Genomic DNA, 20,690 nt, shown 5'->3' on the forward strand with positions numbered 1-20,690 from the left:
AGTGGATATTAGGGAGGCTCAAAAAGTAAATTTGTCGCGTGTATTATTTGAAAGGGAAAATCCTGAGACATGGGCTTTCAGAAGAGAAACCAGAAGAAATCAGCAACCATAACAAGTGTTTTACTTAACATTAATATATTTTAAGTTTTTGATAAAAACGAATTAAAGTATAGGGGAATTAAATTATATTGTGGTTAGGATGTCTTATAGGTTATTTAGCGGTTACAGTTTCCGCTACACAAAATAGGAGAATTGAATAAAGCAGAGAGACGTTGGTATCAAATTAACTTTATTAAGGAATCAACAAAGAAGGAAGCAGCGCAACTGAAAGAGATAAAGAATGGTGGGAAGAAAGCCCAATAAAGTTTGGATTTTGTACAGAAATGGGGAATGGAAAATGATCTTTGTCAAAAAAGAAACTATGTACACTTATCAAATGACGTTGACAGATAAGCTGGTTTTAACGGGAATTTTAGTAACTTTTCATGAGAAGGGCGAGTTAAAAGTAAATGACAAACAAAGCGAAGAGTATATCAAGAATTAACTTTATGCGATGAGAGATTAAAACAAAAGCGTTATTTGATTACATGGTATATAAACAAAGAAGAGCCTGATATGGCTCTCAGGCTCTTCCCTCAATAGCAAAGAGTAAGTCTTTTAATTACTCTTCTACTACATAATACACAAAATTTATATGGATGTGTAGAGCAAGAAATTCCAATATAACTATCCGAATATAGTGTTTAAAATAATATTCTAGATTTTTAAATAAGGAATTAAATTACAAATGTTGATGTAGTGCGTTATAGAAACTCATTTATATAAAGTTATAGCTAATAAAGTGATATTGAGATAATAAAATATGAAATATTGCATATCGAATTGTGGAACGAGAAAAAGTGAAAATGGCAATTGAATAAAAATGCTATTTGCGTAGAAAGGAGAAACGGGTATGTAAATTGATTTATTTCACGAAATTGTAGTCGATAACTTCGCGGGCGGTGGCGGAGCGAGTACAGAAATTGAAATGGCGACGGGTTTAAGTGTTGATATAGCAATTAATCATGATCCAGCAGCTATTGCGATGCATAAGGTTAATCAACCAGATACAGAACATTACTGCGAAAGCGTTTGGGATGATGATCCTTCAGAAGCGGTTAAGGGGAGAAAGGTAGGTCTTGCCTGGTTCTCCCCAGACTGCAAACATTTTTCGAAAGCAAAAGGCGGTAAACCAGTTGAAAAGAAAATAAGAGGATTAGCATGGATTGCTGTTAAGTGGGCAATAGCTGTAAAACCACGTGTAATTATGTTGGAAGTAATGATAATAAAGGTGCAGCTAGAATAGGAGGGTTATTATTAAGACTCCCTATCACACTATTTGCTGCTTTTTATATTTTGGGTTAAAAAACAAACGAACATAACGAAAGAAAAAAGCAAGAATCAAATGATTCCTGCTTCATGGAGAGCTCGGATGAATTCCGCAATAGCGAAAATAAGCTCAGGTGATAAGTTGTTGTTCGATTGTTGTTGAGTTTCTGTTTTCATCGTAAAATCCCTTTCTACTTTGCGTTACACGGGTATATACAAACTAGAAGAAGGTTCTCCACGAAAACTGAACAAAAACAGAAGTTTTTTGGAAATAAGATTCATTTAGTAATTAGCGATGAGGTGGTAGATATGAACAACTAACAATTCCAAAATAAAATAGCAGTGGCCAAAAGAGACTTAGAAATGACCGATGAGCAATTATCCCGTCATTTGAAGGTCTTTTTTGCGTATTACATGAAAATCGTGAAAGGTAAGGTGATTTTTCCGGTGATTAAGCGTAAAGCATTTCTTACATGTATTGACGGATTGTATAAAAGGTGTGGGATGAAATCGCAATTACTACATTTTATTCCATATATAACAAAGCTGGTTAGCTTCTGATTCAAGTGCTATTAAATGCTCATTATTAATAGAGTTATTCGTAAACATTCTGTTCTTTTGGATGTTAAGGACTGTATAATTCACATCGTTATGTTCATTATTAAATGTTGATTCATTTAATAATGTTAGTGTTGAGTTGATGTTGTATTTATCAATTCGCTCTCTTTTTCCTTTGAAAAATAGTTTAATAAGATGCGGCTCATCATTAATAAACAAACCGAGTTCAGGTGATGAGCGAACGATTAAATCATCTGATATCCAATGTGATTTACCTGGATCGAACCAAGAGATGTCTTTGTTTTTAATAAATTTTTTGTACTGTTTTATGACATCAATGTAGTTTTGCTTTTTCTTCTGATCAACTGTTTGCACTAATGTTTCGAAACATTCAAAAGGTAGTTCATTTTGATGGAATTTAATAACAGTTTCTCGTAAGTGTTTCCAGTAATCAAAAACTGGTTGGTATTCAGGTTGAGATTTTAGATTTTTTACAAAGGTTGTTTTAGCTGCACTACTTTTCAGTGTGAAGTCTAAAAATTGTGTAAGGCTCACTTTAATTTCTGCCATAGTACACTCCCTTTCCGAATTTTACTAATTTGATAATAGGAAGGAAATCCTTCCTAAAAGAGCAGCTAGCAAAAGCTAACTGCTCCACTCATGGAATATTGAGTTTTATCCCGCTATTTGCCGGGCAGTAAGACCCCCATCTCAAAATTCAGCGAAAGCAAAGAAGTTAGGGGGTGGTCGGGCTGCCCGTAAAAGCCCGATTGGTGAAGGCTAATAATCAGTGAGGGATGCACAAAACCCTCACTGATTCAAGTGTCACTTTATAAAAGTCGGGATAAAATATCTTTGATTAATCCTGAAGCCCCAATGAGGAGTATCGATAGAAAAACAATTGATAATATACTTTTTTTCGGTTTTTTAAACTCTAGGTATAAGTTAATAATTGCACCAATTGCAACAATAATAAAAATAACGAGTCTTAATGTATCTGTCATAAATAACACCCCTATAAATTACTTAATTGTATTATAAAGGGGTTTTTCTTGTGGTTAGGTTGTTTGAGCAAGATTTAAGGTAACTTTAAACGAAAAATTGTATGAAAGAAGATATGTGAAAAAGAGATGGTGTAGAACTCAAGTTTTTAAACTGAAAATAGGAGTTTGCCTTAAACATTAATTGCAATCAAGAATATTTATAACAATATGAATAAAGAAATAGGTCCAATTTTTGTAATGGTGGAGGGGATTATTGTGGACATAACTCAAAGTGTGGTAAGAATAGTGGTTAATGGGAAAGACCTTCCGTTCACTTCAGTTCAAACCTCTGCATGGAATCATGGACCTGTAAATGATTTAATCGTCTCGACGAATCAGAGAGTGAATGAGCTTTATCAATTCATGTGGTCACAAGTACCGACTACGCTCTCGGTATATTTTCTTCAAGGGGCGGACTTAATGAGATTCGTTAGAGTTGCTGGAATTGATGAACGTGTAACGGGAGAATATATATATCATTTCATTTGGGGATAAGAAGAATTCAAAGTAGCCTGAGAGCTGCTTTTTTATTTTGTCATTTGAAGAAAATGTAGTCAAAAAAGTGTCCCCCAATTGTTAAAGAGTGTGTAACAATTGAGGGCACTTCAATATAGGAAGGGTTTTTCATTTTTTATGAAACTTGCACTATTGTTAATGTAGCGCCAGCACTTCCAGGTAATAAAGTAGCGGCGCCGAGTAATCCGAACAATTGTAATTTTATAGTACTTGCTGCTGCTAACGATACTATAATTGTATTATTAAACTGGCTAGCTGAAAGTATTGGAGTAATTGTAGAAGCTGTATTAGCCGAACCATTAATAATTAATCGTGTACTTAGTAATAGAGCAGCGGTTAAATTGACTCCATAGGTAATTAAATAACGACCAGCATTAGGAACGGTGAAAATAGTATTTGTACCATCAACTGTAATACCACCAGATAAAGTTTGATCACTAGGAAGAGGTACATCAGTTCCAAGTACAATTACACCGATTAGTGCGCCGGTAGTATTAGCGGCGAAACTTGATACATTTGTAGTACTAGTCCCCGTAGATCCGGTAGCCCCAGTAGATCCAGTAGCCCCAGTAGATCCGGTAGCCCCAGTAGGTCCAGTAACGCCGGTAGGTCCGGTAACGCCGGTAGGTCCGGTAACGCCAGTAGTCCCAGTAGCCCCAGTAGGTCCGGTAACGCCCGTAGTCCCAGTAATGCCAGTAGGTCCTGTGGCTCCCGTAGTCCCAGTAATGCCAGTAGGTCCTGTGGCTCCCGTAGTCCCAATAATGCCAGCAGGTCCAGTATCTCCTGTGGCTCCAGTAACACCAGTAGGTCCGGTAACGCCCGTAGGTCCAGTATCTCCTGTGGCTCCCGTAGTCCCAGTAACGCCGGTAGGTCCGGTAACGCCCGTAGTCCCAGTAGTCCCAGTAGTCCCAGTAATGCCAGTAGATCCGATATCTCCTGTGGCTCCAGTAACACCAGTAGGTCCGGTAACACCCGTAGTCCCAGTGACGCCCGTAGTCCCAGTGACGCCCGTAGTCCCAGTAATGCCAGTAGGTCCAGTATCTCCTGTGGCTCCAGTAACGCCGGTAGGTCCAGTAACGCCCGTAGTCCCAGTGACGCCCGTAGTCCCAGTAATGCCCGTAGTCCCAGTAATGCCCGTAGTCCCAGTGACGCCCGTAGTCCCAGTAACGCCGGTAGGTCCAGTAACGCCCGTAGTCCCAGTGACGCCCGTAGTCCCAGTAATGCCCGTAGTCCCAGTAACGCCGGTAGGTCCGGTAACGCCCGTAGTCCCAGTAATGCCAGTAGGTCCAGTATCTCCTGTGGCTCCAGTAACACCAGTAGCCCCAGTAGGTCCGGTTGGTATTGTAAATGTTGGAGGAGGTGGTAGTGTCGGCCCAATCAAGTTAGGATCGAATGCAGCTCCGTAAAGAATTTCTTTTGAATTATATTTATTTTCTTTTGCCATAAAATCACCTCCAAAAATCGAAGTATTATTATTAGATGAAACTTGTAATTGAAATATGTAATTAGAGAGGGGAATCACTCAAATTTATCGTATTTTTTCCCGGTATTTAAATGTTGAATTTGTTAAATACGGAAGTTCTTTTCTGACCATTCTATATGGAACTGTATACAATTTATAAATCGAAAGGAATTGAGTTGTATATAAAAAATAAGAGTGTAAGTATAGAGCACCCTTATGAGAAATAATAATAATTAGTCCAAACTTTGTTAATCAATCTTGCATAATATGTAGTAATAAGCATGAAAGGGGAACTAGTATGTCTTGTTATTACTATTGTAAATATTGTAAGGAGTATAAAAAGAAACAGCATGACTGTTGTAAGAACACAAGTAAGTGTTATGACAACAAGGACAAGCTTGTAAGGGCATCTGCATTTAGAGCAAGAAATACGGTGGATCAAACTGTTCCTGCTAATACTTTTGTAAAGGTATTGTTCCAAAATGAACAATTTGATTTAGCAAATGAGTATAATCCAGCAACGTCTATTTTTATTCCGAAGACTAGAGGGGTTTATTCTATTATTGGAACAATTGGTTTCTTTCCAAACGATCTCAACTTAAATTATAGAGCACGTGTAGAAATTCGTGTGAATGGAAACGCTGCAATAGCTATAGATAACGACTTTTTTGGTCCGATAAATTTTGGAAATGTAGTAAGTGTTTCGACGATAATTCAATTGAATAAAGGAGATCAAGTTGAGGTCTATGCGCAAAGTAGTATAGATGGAGTTTTAAGTGCTTTAGAAGATGGGGCACATTTTGAAGCTGCAAGATTCCCTTCCCCAACTAAATGAAGTCGAAGATTAGATGTTTTGTAGAAAGTTTTAAGACCCTCATCAAACGGTGAGGTTTTTTTATTGTTTTCTAGTATATATAAGTGAATAAATTGAATATATTGTTATTTGAGCGTAATTCAGTCCCCTTCAACATTATTAAAATAGTAAGTTAAACAAAAATAAATGGTGCACAATTTTATATGTACAGAAGAATATGGAGGATGGTTCAACAAAAAAGAGCATACATAAAAAGTACGCTCTAAAGAAAGATAGGTTTTATGAGTGGATAATCTCCATACGATAATATATGCTCATTTAATGAAAACGTGTAAGGAATCAATACATTATCAATGGAATATCATAAAATGAGTAATTTAAGCCTATTAATGAAGTGTTTCTTTTAAAATTAGCTGTAAAAACTTTGAATTACGTGGATTAACAACGGGATAGGGATTGTACTTCGGTTTCATATTTCTTATAGTCTGGATATTGAGTGATAGTTTGGCATTTAGGGGTGAGAAGTTGATTAATTATAGAAACATTTGTAATTACTTCGTTACAAGGACCGAAAAATGTAACTTTTAGTTTTGAATTTGGTGGAATTTTGAATACGATAGGTTTTTTTTCCATGAAATCAGCTCCTAATATTGAGTGTGATATATGATTCACTTTTTGATTCATGTGAATAGGTGTATTAATATAATATGTAATTTTAGTGAAGTTGATTGTAATAATGTGAAAAGACATTTTCATTAAGAGAAAATGTTTTTTATTTAGCCAATTGAGGGGAAATAAATAAATGAATGGAATTTTTTTGGTAATAGGTATATATTTGAAAAAATAATAATGATTCTCCTTATTTAAATAATAGATTACTAGTATTAGGCATATGAGACTTACAATAAAAAAAGCTTTGAATATGATAATAAAAAGGAGTTGAATTGTATGGGTTTTATTGTAGATATTTCAAAATGGAATGGAACTATTAATTGGGATATTGCAGCACCTCAGCTAGATTTAGTTATTGCTAGAGTTCAAGATGGCTCGAACACGGTGGATTTTATGTATCCAAGCTATGTGGATGAAATGAAAAAGCGCAGTATTCCATTTGGTAATTATGCATTTTGCCGTTTTATATCTATTGCTGATGCAAAGAAAGAAGCACAAAATTTTTGGAATCGTGGCGATAAATCTGCTAAGTTTTGGGTGGCGGATGTAGAAGTTCAAACGATGGTAGATATGCAAGGCGGAACTCAAGCATTTATAGATGAATTGCGTCGTTTAGGTGCAGAAAGAGTAGGATTATATGTAGGGCATCACACGTATGTATCGTTTGGAGCACGGAATATTGAGGCTGATTTTGTTTGGATTCCTCGTTATGGAGGAAATAAGCCAGCATATCCATGTGATATTTGGCAATATACGGATTCTGGAAATGTTTCCGGCATTGGAAAATGTGATGTGAATCAATTAATAGGAAATAAGTCACTTTCTTGGTTTATAGGTTCGAATTAAGTAAATCAAACTAGCATAGTGGATACGTAGTAGTCAAGTAATATTCTGTTAGGTACGGAGCAAATTACTAGGACAAGCTTGAATGTATGAATATTAAGGGGACTATAGCTGGATCAAAATCTTTCCATATGGGAAAGCGAAAAAAATACGGTGAATATCGGGCAAAATCATTGGATACTAGAAACACATTTGATTAGTCAGTAATGAAATGTGTTTTAATGTAAAAGTAAATAGTCTTCTTACTAATAAAATAGGAAGACTATTAACAATAAAAGATAAAAGAGCATAGTTGATTCAAATGAAATGAATTACATGCAGAAAACACACTGTTTTCACAATAACAGTGTATAGTTACTTTTACATATTGATAAAAGTGAGGTATTTGAATTGAAAAAGAAACAGTTATTTTTGGGAACGATTATTTCATGCGTAGTGTTGGCATTATCTGCATGCGGTTCCTCTGACAACGTAGTAACATCAAAAGTAGGTAACATTTCAGAGAAAGAATTAAGTAAAGAATTACATGAAAAATATGGTGAAAGTACTATATATCAAATGATGTTAAGTAAGGCATTGTTAGATAAATATAAAGTTTCAGATGAGGAAGCACAAAAGAAAGTAGAAGAAGCGAAAGAGAAAATGGGTGACAACTTTAAATCGACTTTAGAGCAATTAGGATTGAAAGACGAAGATGAATTAAAAGAGAAAATGAAGCCGGAAATTGCATTTGAGAAAGCGATTAAAGAGACTGTTACAGAAAAAGATGTAAAAGATAACTATAAACCAGAGATGAAGGTAAGTCACATATTAGTAAAAGATGAAAAGACTGCTAAAGAAGTAAAAGAGAAAATAAATAATGGTGAAGATTTTGCTGCTTTAGCGAAGCAATATTCAGAAGATACTGGTTCAAAAGAACAGGGTGGGGAAATACCTGGTTTTGCTCCTGGGCAAACTGTGAAAGAATTTGAGGAAGCTGCGTATAAATTAGATGCAGGACAAGTAAGTGAGCCAATTAAAACTACTTATGGTTACCATATTATTAAAGCGACTGATAAAAAAGAATTGAAGCCGTTTGATGAAGTGAAGGATAAAATTCGTAAAGATTTAGAAGAGCAAAGACTACAAGATACGACAGGTAAATGGAAACAACAAGTAGTTACTGATTTATTGAAAGCTGCTGATATTAAGGTAAATGATAAAGAATTTAAAGATACATTTGAATTTCTAGAAGAAAAATAATACGAATAGAGGAAAAACAGAAATTTAGCATGGAGCTAGATTTCTGTTTTTTGTTTTTATGTAAAAAAGAGAGAAAATAGGATCTTATTTGGATAATGATTTACAAATACAATGCAATATTACATCGGTGAATGTAATTAATAGTAGAATAAAGGGATTTAGATGAAAAGAAAGCGTAGATAAGAATAAACGGAATACTATATAAAAAAAAGTGTTAGATCATTGTATATAATTGTCGTAGTAAAACTCTTGAAGATTTGCTAAAACCTTATTCCGAAGCAACTAAAACAATATGTGAATGGATTTTTCATGAATAGTTGTATAATCTTAATTAGAAAAGGGAACTCATATAGAGTTCCCTTTTCTAATTAGTGTGTGTGTTATAAATAGATAGTAAGACAATACAATATTACATTTTAATATTAAGAATTACAATGTAAAATTATGGATAAAATTAAAAGAGAGAAATTAATTGTTTTATAGGTTGTTGATATTATAATGTTTTAGTTAATTAATTTTATTAAATATAAATCAAATATATTAATTTTCTTGAAGTGGATAAACATTATTTGAAGAATAATACATATAATTGTATTGAAAAAATATTGCCGTTATAGGAAATGACAAGCTGAGCATTCTATTAAGAAGGATGTTCTTTTTGCTATGAAAATGTTAGAAAAAAGAATGCTTACTTTTAATCGGATTAGTTATTAAAGAAATTAAGTTGGGAGAGATATTGTGAAAGTCATTTTTCAAAGAGAAGGTGGCGGGAAGGTTTTTGAATCGTATGATGAAAATATAAATGATTTAATGATTATATTAAAAGAAACGAAAGGGATAAAAATCGGGATGGTGGAATATGAAGTAGTAAAATATAAACTGGAGTATTTTCGTCATCCGAAAAAAGCAGAAACATGGTACGGATATTATTAATGTACAAGAAGTTGAAATGTAATATTTAGCTTTTTTACTGATGAATAAGGAAAAAAGAAAAAATCATCCGAAAAAGCAGCTAGCTTCATACTAGCTGCTGAGCCCCAGGGAAAGGGAGAAAAAGATAGGGTACTCCAAAATCAACAATAGCTGTGTAACAGCCTAGTTATAGTATAGACAAATTTAAAAATCCTAAACAGAACGATGGAAATATAGTGTTAGGCCGTACCTACTTGGTTTTGATCTGCAAGATCAGAATCAAACGTATTAGTCGCACTAACACCGCTAAAAGTATTAACAACAAAACCAACATTTGATGCACCAGATCCATTATAAGCTTTCGTATTTTCTTTCGGAGAAACGTTGTAGAAATCACCTAAGTTAAATGAACCGTTACTATTTTGTACAACTAAATTCCCTACAACTGATGGCATAATTTTCACCTGCTTTATAATTAATTGTTAACAATACTATATGGATTTATAGTCCAAATGGTTCATTTAACAAAAATTGTGGAATAGTAAAACGTGCGAATTACAGTTTAATCCTTTTACGAAAGTGTGTTAAAATTAATGTAAGGTTAAGTAACCCAAAGATTAATTTTGTATAATTAATATATATGAAAATAAAAGGAGGCAAAATGTTATGAATAATGTTATAAAAAGAGTGGATTTAACAGATGCAAAATCAAGTCCACTTGTTGCGCTAATTTATAGCAATGAAGTTATATTGGTTGAAGAAGCATTTTGTCCAAATGAAATAAAATTAAAGTTTAATGAAATAGCAATTTTATCGGCAATTAAAACAGCGCATATTACGAAAGTATCGATTAGGAAAGACCTCGAAGCGATTTTTCATGATACTGGTGTTTTATTAGTGAAGCAAAATGTTGATTATAGTAGCAATCAATCCATTACCATGCATTTTGAGCAATTCAAAAAGTTGCAAAATGAAATTGAGTATTTACATAAAAGTATGTAAATAGACTAGATGAAAATTCTTACATGAAAGTGGACTGTTTTGTGTTGGGAATTTTTTGATGAATCGCCCTGTAAACATAAATATAGTTTTATTAAGCTGCAAGATAATGGTTTTTTAAAATTGATATATTAGGTGTAGCTCGCATTTTTCAGTGTGAGAAATGTGGGGAATTAAAAGTAATATTGAATTTATAGAGATATAAACAGGAGTAACCGCTATGGTTATTCTTTTTTTACAATATCAAAAATGCTACTAAAGTATGAAGTGAGTTGATACTTTAGTAAATGGCTGTATGAAAGTGAAGAGAATAAAATATGGAAAGGGAGGCGAGGGAATTGAAGCAAAACGAAATTAGGAAACTTGTAATAATTACAGGAGTGACGCAAGGATTAGGCCGCGTAATGGTTGAAAGATTTCACGAATTGGGATGGAATATATGTGGATGTGGACGTTCAAAAGATAAAATTGAAGAACTAAAAAAACATTACGGTAATACACATGATTTTCAAATCATTGATGTTTCAGATTCTCAGCAAGTTAGTAGTTGGGCAAGTTATGTATTTCATAAATATAGAACCCCCGATTTGTTAATAAATAATGCATCAATTGTTAATCAAAATGCACCAATTTGGAAAGTTACAGCTAGTGAATTTGATAATGTAATGAATATAAACGTTAATGGTGTAGTAAATGTAATGAGAGCATTTGTCCCGGCTATGGTAGCTAGGAAAGAAGGAATTATTATTAATATGAGTTCTAGTTGGGGCAGAGAAGGTGAGGCTGAGCTTGCACCGTACTGTGCCTCAAAGTTTGCAATTGAAGGTATTACAAAATCTATGGCACTGGAATTACCTCATGGAATGGCTGTTGTCGCTTTAGATCCAGGAGGAAGCATTAAGACCCCGATGCTGTATTCATGTGCACCACAATATATAAATGAATCACCTACACCTGAAATGTGGTCACATAAAGCAATTCAATATATATTAAATATAACAATAGAGAACAATGGAGATTCATTGACGTGCCCAGGATAGCATCAAAAATAAGTATATATTGAATGATATAAATGTTTTTAATTGCATATATTTTCATTGAGAAATGTGTTGTTAAAAAAGTACCGTAAAGGTGCTTTTTTTGTATGATTAACACACTATAGAATGCACAAAATTACATATGCAAAATAAAATAAAAGATTAAGGGCGACATTTGTTTATTTCGAAAGCAGTAGAAAATTTTTGTATAGGTGATAAAAATGAATCTACGCAGTTTAAAAGTGACAGGGGCATGGTTTCAAGTAGGTGGAAATCTTACAGCGGCCATCGGAACAACAAGAGGATTTAATGGAGAAGAAAAAGTTGAATCGGATCTTGTTATTGTAGGAAGCTCATTGCAAGCCCTCGGGTATATATTACAAATTGTGGCAAATGATTATAGCGAAGATGAAGGGGAAAGAGAAAATCAAAATATATGTTTGGAGAATAAAAGGAAAATACTTGATGAAATGGGGATTGAATTATTAGCATTAGGAAATATATCAAATGTAATAGGAACGTATTTTAATATAAACGAACAACTGAAAGAGAATGATTATCTTATAATTGTCGGGAACAGTTTACAATCAATTGGTGCTTTTTTAGGTGTAGAAGCAGCATTGATGGAGAGAAAAGCCCTAGAAAGAATCATTATTCTAGGTAATTCTATGCAAAGTTTAGGGGCAGGACTTCAAGCTTATCAAGGTATTATTAATTTATCGAAGGATGAAATTGAAAATGAAGACAGTATTATGGATAAGAAGAATGAGAGGATAATAGCACTCATTGGTATTTGGATACAAGCAATCGGAACGGTTATTTCTGCAATTGGATTAACTATAATAGAGGGAGAGGAGAGAGTAGAAAACAATAAAGGGGTTAAAATGCCCATTTAAAAGAAGTATGTAAAATTTCAGTTTTACATACGGGATAACATTGATATAGTAGGTTTTTCTTTCATATGAATAGAATATATAACAGTAAAGAAGTTTTATTGTTTAATTGAAATGTATGAAACACCCAAATAATCGGGTTGGTCAGCGCATGAAAAGACGAGAAATGAAAAATATAAAACAAGGAGTTTTCAAGCGATGATGTATTTATTAGCAATTTTTCTTCCACCTGTAGCGGTATTATTTTGCGGAAAGCCATTTCAAGCAATACTAAATTTCATCTTGACATTAATATTTTGGGTACCAGGAGTTATACATGCAATTTTTGTTGTACATGAAAAAAAAGCTGATCGGCGTTTGAAAAAACAAATTCAAGCATATGATGAAATTAATAGGAGAAATAGAAGATAACTGGATCGTGAAAATCTTTTTAAACGAAAGGGGGAATTGTCCTCCTTTCGTTTTTATATGATGTTTAAGTTTAAATTTTAGTGTAGCGGTAAGAATTTTTAATATAAGTATTATGATAATAACTTTTAGAGTGTGCGTTTAATAAACCAGTGTAAATATTTTCTGGCACGTTAAAGAAATCATACATACCATTCTTTAATTGAATTCTTAAAATCATAGAAAAAGGATTATAGCCAACAGCAACTATATTTTTTGAGATAATGGGAGATAACTTCATCATTACGCAACTCCTTACTTTTTATTTTTGCTGATTTCTTGTATATATTGGGATGTGGTGTTGAAATCCTAATAATTAAAGAGGTATTATACTTATATGCAATATATTAAATGTTCGTTATACGTAATTATAAGGAAGTTCACACGAAGTACATATCGTTGTGCTATTTTTATTTCACCTTTGATTTATAAATAAGAAAATATTGACCATTTGAAAAAAAGGTATATTATTTATACGAGGTATTAAAAATTCACTTTGTACATTCTATGCTTTAAGGGGCAGCATTATTAAGAAAAATAGAAGTGAAAATAGTTTGTATAAAAAAAATTCTAAAAAGTATAATCTGTGAATTGGGAAAATATTGAATGCTCCAGGTCAATATACTTTCTTAATTAAATTTTTTAGAAAGTGACCTCAATATTTTTAAGTAAATCAACGGGAGAATTGAAAGGCAGGAGAAAGTAACATGTCAGAAAATTATCGTTCTCGAGAGGAGCGACGACAAGTTAAAAAGAAAAAACAGCCAGCTTCTAAAAATCAAAAACCAAAAGGTAAAACATCATTTTTTCGTAAGTTTTTAATTAGTTGTTTATTAATTGGTATTGTTGGTTTAGTGGCAGGTGTTGCTACCTTTTTCGTAATGATTAAGGACGCACCAAAACTTGAGAAAGCAAAACTTGTTAATCCGTTATCCTCAAAAATTTATGATAAAGATGGCAATTTGGTATATGAATATGGAAAAGAAAAAAGGACGAATGTAACGTATGATCAAATTCCTAAATTAGTAGAAGAAGCGTTTTTAGCGACAGAAGATGCACGTTTTTATGAGCATAGTGGAGTAGACTTTAAAGGTACTACACGTGCGATTTTAGTTAGTCTTAAAGGAGATTATGGTTCACAAGGTGGAAGTACGATAACGCAGCAAGTTATTAAAAACTACTTCTTATCGATGGAAAAAACGTCAAAGCGTAAGGTTCAGGAGATATATTTAGCGTATAAGCTAGAACAACAGTATTCAAAACATGAAATATTAGAGATGTATTTAAATAAAATTAATTTAGGTAACCGTTCATATGGAATCGCAACAGCAGCACAAAACTACTATGGTAAAGAATTAAAAGATTTAACATTACCAGAAGTTGCGATGCTAGCAGGTTTACCGAAAGCACCAAATAACTATGATCCAACGAAACCAGAAAATGTTCAAAGAGCAACAGAAAGAAGAAATACTGTTCTAGGCTTAATGAATCGACATGGCTATATTACAAAACAAGAAATGGAAGAAGCGTCAAAAGTTCCAGTAACAGATGGACTTAAGCCAGCAACAGAACTTCAAGCAATGCCATATCCTGCATTTATGGATGCGGTTGTGAAAGAGGTAGAAAAAGAATTACCGGATGCTAACATTGGTTCTGACGGTTTAGAAATTTATACAACATTGGATCAGGATGCACAAAAATTAGCTGATAATATTTTAAATACAAATATTATTGATTATCCAAATGATAAATTCCAAGGTGCTTTCACATTTATGGATACGAAAACAGGGGAAGTTCGTGCTATAGGTAGTGGACGCGGTGAAAATAAGGCAGTATTTAAAGGGCATAATATGGCAATCGAATTAGATCGTGCAGCTGGTTCGACAATGAAGCCAATCTTTGATTACGCTCCTGCTATTGAATACTTAAAATGGGCTACTTATCATCAAATTGATGATTCTCCATTTAAATATTCAACTGGACAAGAAGTTCGAAATGCAGACAGAAGTCATTTAGGTCCAATTACAATGCGTGAAGCATTAAAGATGTCACGTAATGTTCCTGCAGTTAAAACTGCAAAAGAAGTAGGAATTAGTAAATCGAAAGAATTCTCTGAGAAACTAGGCATTACATTTAATACAGCACCGACTGAATCAACAGCGATTGGTACAAATGAAGTATCACCAACTGAAATAGCAGGTGCTTATGCGGCATTTGGTAATAATGGTAAGTATACGAAGCCGCATTTTGTGAAGAAAGTAGTTTATCCAGACGGCAAATCACAAAGTTTTGGGCAAAAACCAAAACAAGTTATGGCGGATTCTACAGCATATATGATTACTGATATGCTTCGTTCTGTCGTTACATCAGGTACTGGTACAGCGGCCAATATAAGTTCTTTAGATGTAGCTGGTAAAACAGGTACAACAAACTATGATTCAAAACAATTAGCACAATATCACATTCCAGAAAGTGCAACTCGTGATAGTTGGTTTGCAGGTTATACGCCGCAATATACGATGGCAGTATGGACTGGATATATGAAAGATGGTAAAGACGAGTATATTAGTAGTAAAAATACGAAAATTGCACAGTTGATCTTTAAGGAAATGATGAGCGAGATGGCTACTGATAAATCGCGCTTTAAAATGCCAAGTAGTGTTATTCAAGAAGGTAGTGAATTGCGTATAAAAGGAGAGAAACGTGATTCTTCGCCAAATAGGAGCGTTCCTGATACAACTGAAAAGCCGCAACAAAATCAACAGCAAAAAACTGAAGACGAGAACAAGCAAGAAGAATTAAAGAAACAGGAAGAACTTAAGAAACAAGAAGAGCAAAAGAAACAAGAAGAGCTTAATAAGCAAGAAGAACAAAAGAAACAGGAAGAATTAAAGAAACAAGAAGAACAAAAGAAACAAAATGAAGGAAATACAACACCGCCGAATAACGGAGGAAATCAAGGGAATACAACGCCGCCAAATAACGGAGGAAGTCAAGGAAATACAACGCCGCCAAATAACGGAGGAAATCAAGGAAATACAACGCCGCCGAATAGCGGAGGAGGCCAAGGGAATACAACGCCGCCAAATAATGGTGGAGGTCAAGGGAATACAAACCCAACGCCACCAGTGACAACGCCACCGAATAATGATGGGAATGCAGGAGAGGCTCCTGTCAATAATGGACAATAAATAATACAAAAAGCACCATAAGTACCGGTAAAAACGGTTTCTTTGGTGCTTTTTGTATTATAACGAGTACTATTATTTTTTAAATGTTAAAAGTACCATAGAAATTTTGAAAATAAATGGATGGAAAATGATAAAAAACTTGAGTCGGGGGTAGTGGAGCATAACTTTGTTGATAAAAGGTAGTACTACTTGGATGCGTGCCATGATGCCAAAATGAGGGGGAGACTTGACCTGGAAATTGATATTGTTGCCAAGTTGAGGGAAGTTCAATGCCAACATCGGAACTTGCTGTATGGATGGCGGGAACATGTATTGAGGGAACAGACGGGACCACAGCAGTTATTCTTAAAGGTAGCCTCATGAAACGATCACTCCTAAGTTCAATAATAAAATAGTATATTCTTGTAGTGCATATGAAGGTACATATATAGAAATTTTAATCAAATATAGGTACAAATTCGTAGAGCACATTAAAATTGGTGATAGTGTCAGTTGAGAAGGGCGGTATTATATTTTTTTAGTTTGTAATAATTTATGGTACGTTCAAAACTGTGAATGAGTTGTAAGTTATCATGCGAAAATGAAAGAAATTTAATTTAATTATGTAAAATAATAACTTTACTAAAAATGAATAAGTTTTATATAAGAATTGTATTTATGGGATAGTGAAATAAATATCATAGAAAAACCGAGCTGTATATGTGTACAGATCGGTTTTTCTATTTCATAAATAAATGTGGAAGAATGATATATTTGACGGGAATATATGGATAATCCTTATATTTTGTTTTAAAAAGACATACAAGGAAGTCTGTCCTTTCTTTAGAAAATATGAAAACTATTCTTAAAAAATTGTATTGTTACATCGATAAAAGTATAGGAAACTTATCATTATAAAATAAATTGAAATCTTCTAAAAACTCTGATACATTGAAATAGAAATGTAGTTCCACAGTATTGTAAAGGCTTACAGTTATGTGCACGAAGATCTATTAGGATTGGAGGAAATAATGATGAAAGCTGAAGAAAAATTTTCCCCGGGATTAGATGGTATAGTAGCAGCGGAGACGAAAATCTCGTTTCTTGACACAGTAAAAGGTGAAATTGTAATTCAAGGGTATGATTTAATCGAACTCTCAAAAACAAAAGAGTATTTAGACATTGTGCACCTTTTATTGGAGGAACATCTACCGAATGAGGATGAAAAAGCAACAATTGAAAAGAAATTAAAAGAAGAATATGCGGTGCCAGAAGGTGTATTCAATGTGTTAAAAGCATTACCTAAAGAAACGCATCCTATGGATGGATTACGTACAGGTGTGTCTGCATTAGCTGGTTACGATAATGATATCGAAAACCGCTCGTTAGAAGTGAATAAAAGCCGAGGGTACAAGCTATTAAGTAAAGTACCGAACATTGTAGCGAATAGCTATCATATTTTAAATAATGAGGAGCCAATTCAGCCTCTTCAAGAATTGTCATATAGTGCGAATTTCTTCTATATGTTAACTGGTAAAAAACCAACTGAGCTTGAAGAGAAGATCTTTGATCGTTCCCTTGTTTTATATAGTGAACATGAAATGCCAAACTCTACATTTACAGCTCGCGTAATTGCATCAACGCAATCAGATTTATACGGTGCTTTAACAGGAGCAGTTGCATCTCTAAAAGGTAGCTTACACGGCGGTGCAAATGAAGCAGTTATGTACATGCTTTTAGAAGCTGGAAATGTTGAGAAATTTGAAGAGTTATTACAGAAGAAACTTTATAACAAAGAAAAAATTATGGGCTTTGGACATCGCGTATATATGAAGAAGATAGATCCAAGAGCACTTATGATGAAGGAAGCTTTAAAACAGCTTTGTGATGTAAAAGGCGATTATACACTATATGAAATGTGTGAAGCTGGAGAAAAGATTATGGAGAAGGAAAAAGGCATTTATCCGAATCTTGATTACTATGCTGCTCCAGTATATTGGATGCTTGGTATTCCAATTCAACTATACACACCGATCTTCTTTAGTTCTAGAACAGTTGGACTATGTGCACACGTAATTGAGCAACATGCGAACAATCGTTTGTTCCGTCCACGTGTAAATTATATTGGCGAGCGACATGTATTTAGTAAATAAAAACAACTGGGGAGTTGTTAGCGCCGCCCGCCAGATGGGTGTTTGACCGACACCCATCATTAATAATAACGAATTTTCGACAGAAAGGGAAGAATAGTATGATTAAAACAAATGAAATTAAACAAAAAGATGCATTATTAGAAGAGATTACGGATTATGTATTAAATAAAGAGGTTACTAGTGCAGAAGCATTTAGTACTGCTCGATACGTATTACTTGATACACTTGGATGCGGAATTTTAGCACTTCAATATCCAGAGTGTACGAAATTATTAGGACCAGTTGTACCAGGAACAATCGTGCCAAACGGTACACGTGTACCAGGAACGTCTTATGTACTAGATCCAGTAAAAGGCGCATTTAATATCGGATGTATGATCCGTTGGTTAGACTATAACGATACTTGGCTTGCAGCAGAATGGGGACATCCATCTGATAACTTAGGCGGCATTTTAGCAGTTGCAGATTATATTAGCCGTGTTCGTATTTCAGAAGGAAAAGAACCATTAAAAGTACGTGAAGTATTAGAAATGATGATTAAAGCGCATGAAATTCAAGGTGTACTTGCTTTAGAAAACAGCTTAAACCGCGTTGGTCTTGACCATGTATTATACGTAAAAGTAGCAACAACTGCTGTAGTTGCGAAAATGCTTGGTGGAACACGTGAAGAAATCTTTAATGCATTATCACATGCGTGGATTGATAATTCTAGTCTTCGTACATACCGTCATGCTCCAAATACTGGATCACGTAAATCATGGGCAGCAGGTGACGCAACGAGCCGCGGTGTTCATCTTGCAATGACTGCTCTAAAAGGTGAAATGGGTTACCCTACAGCATTATCAGCGCCAGGATGGGGATTCCAAGATGTATTATTCAATAAACAAGAATTAAAATTAGCTAGACCACTAGAGTCATATGTAATGGAAAATGTATTATTTAAAGTATCATACCCAGCAGAATTCCATGCGCAAACAGCTGCAGAATGTGCAGTGAAGTTGCATCCAGAAATTAAAGAAAGATTAGATGAAGTTGATCGTATTACAATTACAACTCATGAATCAGCAATTCGTATTATCGATAAAGAAGGTCCATTAAATAACCCAGCTGATCGTGATCATTGCTTACAATATATTACGGCAATCGGTTTATTAAAAGGAGATATCGTCGCGGACGATTATGAGGATGTAGTAGCAAATGATCCACGTGTAGATGAATTACGTAATAAGATGGTTGTTGTTGAAAACAAGCAGTACAGTTTAGATTATCTTGACCCGAACAAGCGCTCAATCGCCAATGCTGTTCAGGTGCACTTTAAAGATGGTACTGTAACAGAAAATGTGGAATGTGAATACCCACTTGGTCACCGTTTCCGTAGAGACGAAGCGATTCCAAAGGTTGTTCAAAAATTCACTGCTAATATGGCAGGTCATTATTCTAATAAGCAACAAGAACAAATTCATGAAGTTTGTTTAAATGAAGAAAAACTAGAAAATATGAATGTAAACGAATTTGTAGATCTATTCTTAATTTAATAATAGGGGGAATCTAGAATGGCTTGGGTTGTGGATAAACAGTCAACACAAGAAGAGCTTGCGAATCGCTTCCGAGCTTTGGTAGAAGCAAATGAAATTTTACAAATTCCAGGTGCTCATGATGCAATGGCAGCTCTTGTTGCGAAAAATACAGGTTTTTCAGCTCTTTATTTATCGGGAGCTGCTTATACTGCAAGTAAAGGGCTACCAGATTTAGGAATCGTGACGTCTACTGAAGTAGCAGAAAGAGCAAGAGATTTAGTAAGAGCTACAGATTTACCTGTTCTTGTTGACATTGATACAGGATTTGGTGGTGTACTAAATGTAGCGAGAACTGCTGTAGAAATGGTAGAGGCGAAAGTAGCAGCTGTCCAAATTGAAGATCAGCAATTACCAAAAAAATGTGGACATTTAAATGGCAAGAAACTTGTTACTACAGAAGAATTAGTTCAAAAAATTAAAGCGATTAAAGAAGTTGCGCCGAGTTTATATATTGTAGCGCGCACGGATGCTCGTGGTGTAGAAGGGTTAGATGAAGCAATTGAAAGAGCGAATGCCTATGTAAAAGCAGGAGCAGACGCAATTTTCCCAGAAGCGCTTCAATCAGAAGAGGAATTCCGTCTATTTAATAGCAAGGTAAATGCACCTTTATTAGCGAATATGACTGAATTTGGAAAAACACCATATTATAGTGCAGAGGAATTTGCGAACATGGGCTTCCAAATGGTTATTTATCCTGTAACTTCACTTCGTGTAGCAGCGAAAGCGTATGAGAATGTGTTTACTTTAATTAAGGAAACAGGTTCTCAAAAAGATGCACTTTCTAATATGCAAACGAGAAGTGAGTTATATGAAACAATTTCATATCATGACTTTGAAGAGCTAGATACTGGTATTGCAAAAACAGTATTATCAGAAGATCAATAGATAAGACAGCGAAGGCGATGAAAATACATCTTTGGCAAAATAAAATGCTTGATGTGAAAAATCATCGCCTTCTATTTTCAAAAAAAGATATTCCACTCA

The 20,690-nt window shown here is 34.3% G+C and carries 20 protein-coding genes and 2 pseudogenes; 15 read left to right on the forward strand and 7 right to left on the reverse strand.

Going from position 1 to position 20,690, the window contains the following annotated elements; genetic code table 11:
- Positions 1-340 precede the first annotated feature (340 nt).
- Positions 341-544 (forward strand): hypothetical protein, encoded by a 204-nt coding sequence (locus ACQKNI_RS23305; protein ID WP_088230339.1) that lies wholly within the window; start codon positions 341-343, stop codon positions 542-544.
- 414 nt (positions 545-958) lie between these two features.
- Positions 959-1,315: pseudogene (locus ACQKNI_RS23310) on the forward strand (DNA cytosine methyltransferase); the annotation flags it as partial.
- 572 nt (positions 1,316-1,887) lie between these two features.
- Here ACQKNI_RS23310 and ACQKNI_RS23315 read toward each other — a convergent pair.
- Both ACQKNI_RS23315 and ACQKNI_RS23320 read right to left on the reverse strand, forming a co-directional pair.
- Positions 1,888-2,496 carry a hypothetical protein gene (locus ACQKNI_RS23315; protein WP_088230338.1) on the reverse strand — a complete coding sequence of 203 codons (609 nt, stop codon included), beginning with the start codon at positions 2,494-2,496 and terminating at the stop codon, positions 1,888-1,890.
- Positions 2,497-2,756: 260 nt separating this feature from the next.
- On the reverse strand, positions 2,757-2,930 hold the full coding sequence (locus ACQKNI_RS23320; RefSeq protein ID WP_088230337.1) for a hypothetical protein: 174 nt from the start codon (positions 2,928-2,930) through the stop codon (positions 2,757-2,759).
- Between the two features lie 237 nt (positions 2,931-3,167).
- Between ACQKNI_RS23320 and ACQKNI_RS23325 the strand changes: the two genes are divergently transcribed.
- Entirely contained in the window at positions 3,168-3,464 is a 297-nt protein-coding gene (locus ACQKNI_RS23325) for a hypothetical protein (RefSeq protein ID WP_088230618.1), read from the forward strand.
- Between the two features lie 136 nt (positions 3,465-3,600).
- On the opposite strand, the gene ACQKNI_RS23330 is transcribed toward ACQKNI_RS23325, so the two are convergent.
- The gene (locus ACQKNI_RS23330) at positions 3,601-4,929 is read right to left on the reverse strand and encodes a BclA C-terminal domain-containing protein (RefSeq protein WP_427282701.1); all 1,329 of its coding nucleotides are present in this window, start codon (positions 4,927-4,929) and stop codon (positions 3,601-3,603) included.
- 316 nt (positions 4,930-5,245) lie between these two features.
- Here ACQKNI_RS23330 and ACQKNI_RS23335 point away from each other — a divergent pair, with 316 nt between their 5' ends.
- Positions 5,246-5,782 (forward strand): C1q-like domain-containing protein, encoded by a 537-nt coding sequence (locus ACQKNI_RS23335; protein ID WP_088230335.1) that lies wholly within the window; start codon positions 5,246-5,248, stop codon positions 5,780-5,782.
- Positions 5,783-6,199: 417 nt separating this feature from the next.
- Here ACQKNI_RS23335 and ACQKNI_RS23340 read toward each other — a convergent pair whose 3' ends face one another.
- Entirely contained in the window at positions 6,200-6,394 is a 195-nt protein-coding gene (locus ACQKNI_RS23340) for a hypothetical protein (protein WP_088230334.1), read from the reverse strand.
- A gap of 315 nt (positions 6,395-6,709) precedes the next feature.
- Here ACQKNI_RS23340 and ACQKNI_RS23345 point away from each other — a divergent pair.
- From ACQKNI_RS23345 to ACQKNI_RS23355, 3 genes and pseudogenes are all read left to right on the forward strand, one after another.
- A pseudogene (locus tag ACQKNI_RS23345) lies at positions 6,710-7,276 on the forward strand (glycoside hydrolase family 25 protein); the annotation flags it as partial.
- A 390-nt stretch (positions 7,277-7,666) separates the two neighbouring features.
- A complete protein-coding gene (locus ACQKNI_RS23350; protein ID WP_088230333.1) occupies positions 7,667-8,518 on the forward strand; it encodes a peptidylprolyl isomerase PrsA in 852 nt (283 codons plus the stop codon).
- A 738-nt stretch (positions 8,519-9,256) separates the two neighbouring features.
- Complete coding sequence (locus ACQKNI_RS23355) at positions 9,257-9,451, forward strand: hypothetical protein (protein ID WP_088230332.1); 195 nt, start codon at positions 9,257-9,259, stop codon at positions 9,449-9,451.
- Positions 9,452-9,669: 218 nt separating this feature from the next.
- On the opposite strand, the gene gerPF is transcribed toward ACQKNI_RS23355, so the two are convergent.
- Positions 9,670-9,885, reverse strand: a complete 216-nt coding sequence (gene gerPF, locus ACQKNI_RS23360) for a spore germination protein GerPF (protein WP_001141569.1) — start codon at positions 9,883-9,885, stop codon at positions 9,670-9,672.
- A gap of 211 nt (positions 9,886-10,096) precedes the next feature.
- Here gerPF and ACQKNI_RS23365 point away from each other — a divergent pair, with 211 nt between their 5' ends.
- The 4 genes from ACQKNI_RS23365 to ACQKNI_RS23380 all read left to right on the forward strand — a co-directional run bounded on the left by ACQKNI_RS23365 (position 10,097) and on the right by ACQKNI_RS23380 (position 12,770).
- Entirely contained in the window at positions 10,097-10,432 is a 336-nt protein-coding gene (locus tag ACQKNI_RS23365; RefSeq protein WP_088230331.1) for a hypothetical protein, read from the forward strand.
- Positions 10,433-10,746: 314 nt separating this feature from the next.
- Positions 10,747-11,469 carry an SDR family oxidoreductase gene (locus tag ACQKNI_RS23370; RefSeq protein ID WP_141552088.1) on the forward strand — a complete coding sequence of 241 codons (723 nt, stop codon included), beginning with the start codon at positions 10,747-10,749 and terminating at the stop codon, positions 11,467-11,469.
- 218 nt (positions 11,470-11,687) lie between these two features.
- Complete coding sequence (locus tag ACQKNI_RS23375; protein WP_088230330.1) at positions 11,688-12,362, forward strand: DUF6944 family repetitive protein; 675 nt, start codon at positions 11,688-11,690, stop codon at positions 12,360-12,362.
- A gap of 195 nt (positions 12,363-12,557) precedes the next feature.
- A complete protein-coding gene (locus tag ACQKNI_RS23380) occupies positions 12,558-12,770 on the forward strand; it encodes a YqaE/Pmp3 family membrane protein (RefSeq protein ID WP_088230329.1) in 213 nt (70 codons plus the stop codon).
- A gap of 70 nt (positions 12,771-12,840) precedes the next feature.
- Here ACQKNI_RS23380 and ACQKNI_RS23385 read toward each other — a convergent pair whose 3' ends face one another.
- Positions 12,841-13,050 carry a KTSC domain-containing protein gene (locus ACQKNI_RS23385; protein ID WP_140417329.1) on the reverse strand — a complete coding sequence of 70 codons (210 nt, stop codon included), beginning with the start codon at positions 13,048-13,050 and terminating at the stop codon, positions 12,841-12,843.
- Positions 13,051-13,513: 463 nt separating this feature from the next.
- On the opposite strand from ACQKNI_RS23385, the gene ACQKNI_RS23390 reads away from it, so the two are divergent.
- A complete protein-coding gene (locus ACQKNI_RS23390) occupies positions 13,514-15,997 on the forward strand; it encodes a transglycosylase domain-containing protein (RefSeq protein WP_088230328.1) in 2,484 nt (827 codons plus the stop codon).
- Positions 15,998-16,076: 79 nt separating this feature from the next.
- On the opposite strand, the gene ACQKNI_RS23395 is transcribed toward ACQKNI_RS23390, so the two are convergent.
- Positions 16,077-16,358 (reverse strand): hypothetical protein, encoded by a 282-nt coding sequence (locus ACQKNI_RS23395; RefSeq protein WP_088230327.1) that lies wholly within the window; start codon positions 16,356-16,358, stop codon positions 16,077-16,079.
- Positions 16,359-17,007: 649 nt separating this feature from the next.
- On the opposite strand from ACQKNI_RS23395, the gene mmgD reads away from it, so the two are divergent.
- The 3 genes from mmgD to prpB all read left to right on the forward strand — a co-directional run bounded on the left by mmgD (position 17,008) and on the right by prpB (position 20,591).
- Positions 17,008-18,129: a citrate synthase gene (gene mmgD, locus ACQKNI_RS23400; protein WP_140417328.1), complete on the forward strand. Its 1,122-nt coding sequence runs from the start codon at positions 17,008-17,010 to the stop codon at positions 18,127-18,129.
- 98 nt (positions 18,130-18,227) lie between these two features.
- Positions 18,228-19,664, forward strand: coding sequence for a 2-methylcitrate dehydratase (gene prpD / locus ACQKNI_RS23405; RefSeq protein WP_088230325.1), 1,437 nt, complete (start codon positions 18,228-18,230; stop codon positions 19,662-19,664).
- Between the two features lie 18 nt (positions 19,665-19,682).
- Positions 19,683-20,591, forward strand: coding sequence for a methylisocitrate lyase (gene prpB, locus ACQKNI_RS23410; protein ID WP_000312630.1), 909 nt, complete (start codon positions 19,683-19,685; stop codon positions 20,589-20,591).
- Positions 20,592-20,690: the final 99 nt, after the last annotated feature.

The sequence above is a fragment of the Bacillus sp. NPDC094064 genome, assembly GCF_050279585.1.
Classification (GTDB): Bacteria; Bacillota; Bacilli; order Bacillales; family Bacillaceae_G; genus Bacillus_A.

What these genes read in the sequence shown, in the direction of transcription:
- ACQKNI_RS23380 (WP_088230329.1), top strand. Translation starts at nt 12,558, where the DNA reads ATGATGTATTTATTAGCAATTTTTCTTCCACCTGTAGCGGTATTATTT.
- prpB (WP_000312630.1), top strand. Translation starts at nt 19,683, where the DNA reads ATGGCTTGGGTTGTGGATAAACAGTCAACACAAGAAGAGCTTGCGAAT.
- ACQKNI_RS23385 (WP_140417329.1), bottom strand. Translation starts at nt 13,050, where the DNA reads ATGATGAAGTTATCTCCCATTATCTCAAAAAATATAGTTGCTGTTGGC.
- ACQKNI_RS23335 (WP_088230335.1), top strand. Translation starts at nt 5,246, where the DNA reads ATGTCTTGTTATTACTATTGTAAATATTGTAAGGAGTATAAAAAGAAA.
- ACQKNI_RS23305 (WP_088230339.1), top strand. Translation starts at nt 341, where the DNA reads ATGGTGGGAAGAAAGCCCAATAAAGTTTGGATTTTGTACAGAAATGGG.
- ACQKNI_RS23375 (WP_088230330.1), top strand. Translation starts at nt 11,688, where the DNA reads ATGAATCTACGCAGTTTAAAAGTGACAGGGGCATGGTTTCAAGTAGGT.
- ACQKNI_RS23325 (WP_088230618.1), top strand. Translation starts at nt 3,168, where the DNA reads ATGGTGGAGGGGATTATTGTGGACATAACTCAAAGTGTGGTAAGAATA.
- mmgD (WP_140417328.1), top strand. Translation starts at nt 17,008, where the DNA reads ATGATGAAAGCTGAAGAAAAATTTTCCCCGGGATTAGATGGTATAGTA.
- ACQKNI_RS23315 (WP_088230338.1), bottom strand. Translation starts at nt 2,496, where the DNA reads ATGGCAGAAATTAAAGTGAGCCTTACACAATTTTTAGACTTCACACTG.
- ACQKNI_RS23330 (WP_427282701.1), bottom strand. Translation starts at nt 4,929, where the DNA reads ATGGCAAAAGAAAATAAATATAATTCAAAAGAAATTCTTTACGGAGCT.
- ACQKNI_RS23390 (WP_088230328.1), top strand. Translation starts at nt 13,514, where the DNA reads ATGTCAGAAAATTATCGTTCTCGAGAGGAGCGACGACAAGTTAAAAAG.
- ACQKNI_RS23340 (WP_088230334.1), bottom strand. Translation starts at nt 6,394, where the DNA reads ATGGAAAAAAAACCTATCGTATTCAAAATTCCACCAAATTCAAAACTA.
- prpD (WP_088230325.1), top strand. Translation starts at nt 18,228, where the DNA reads ATGATTAAAACAAATGAAATTAAACAAAAAGATGCATTATTAGAAGAG.
- ACQKNI_RS23365 (WP_088230331.1), top strand. Translation starts at nt 10,097, where the DNA reads ATGAATAATGTTATAAAAAGAGTGGATTTAACAGATGCAAAATCAAGT.
- ACQKNI_RS23370 (WP_141552088.1), top strand. Translation starts at nt 10,747, where the DNA reads ATGGAAAGGGAGGCGAGGGAATTGAAGCAAAACGAAATTAGGAAACTT.
- ACQKNI_RS23320 (WP_088230337.1), bottom strand. Translation starts at nt 2,930, where the DNA reads ATGACAGATACATTAAGACTCGTTATTTTTATTATTGTTGCAATTGGT.
- gerPF (WP_001141569.1), bottom strand. Translation starts at nt 9,885, where the DNA reads ATGCCATCAGTTGTAGGGAATTTAGTTGTACAAAATAGTAACGGTTCA.
- ACQKNI_RS23395 (WP_088230327.1), bottom strand. Translation starts at nt 16,358, where the DNA reads ATGAGGCTACCTTTAAGAATAACTGCTGTGGTCCCGTCTGTTCCCTCA.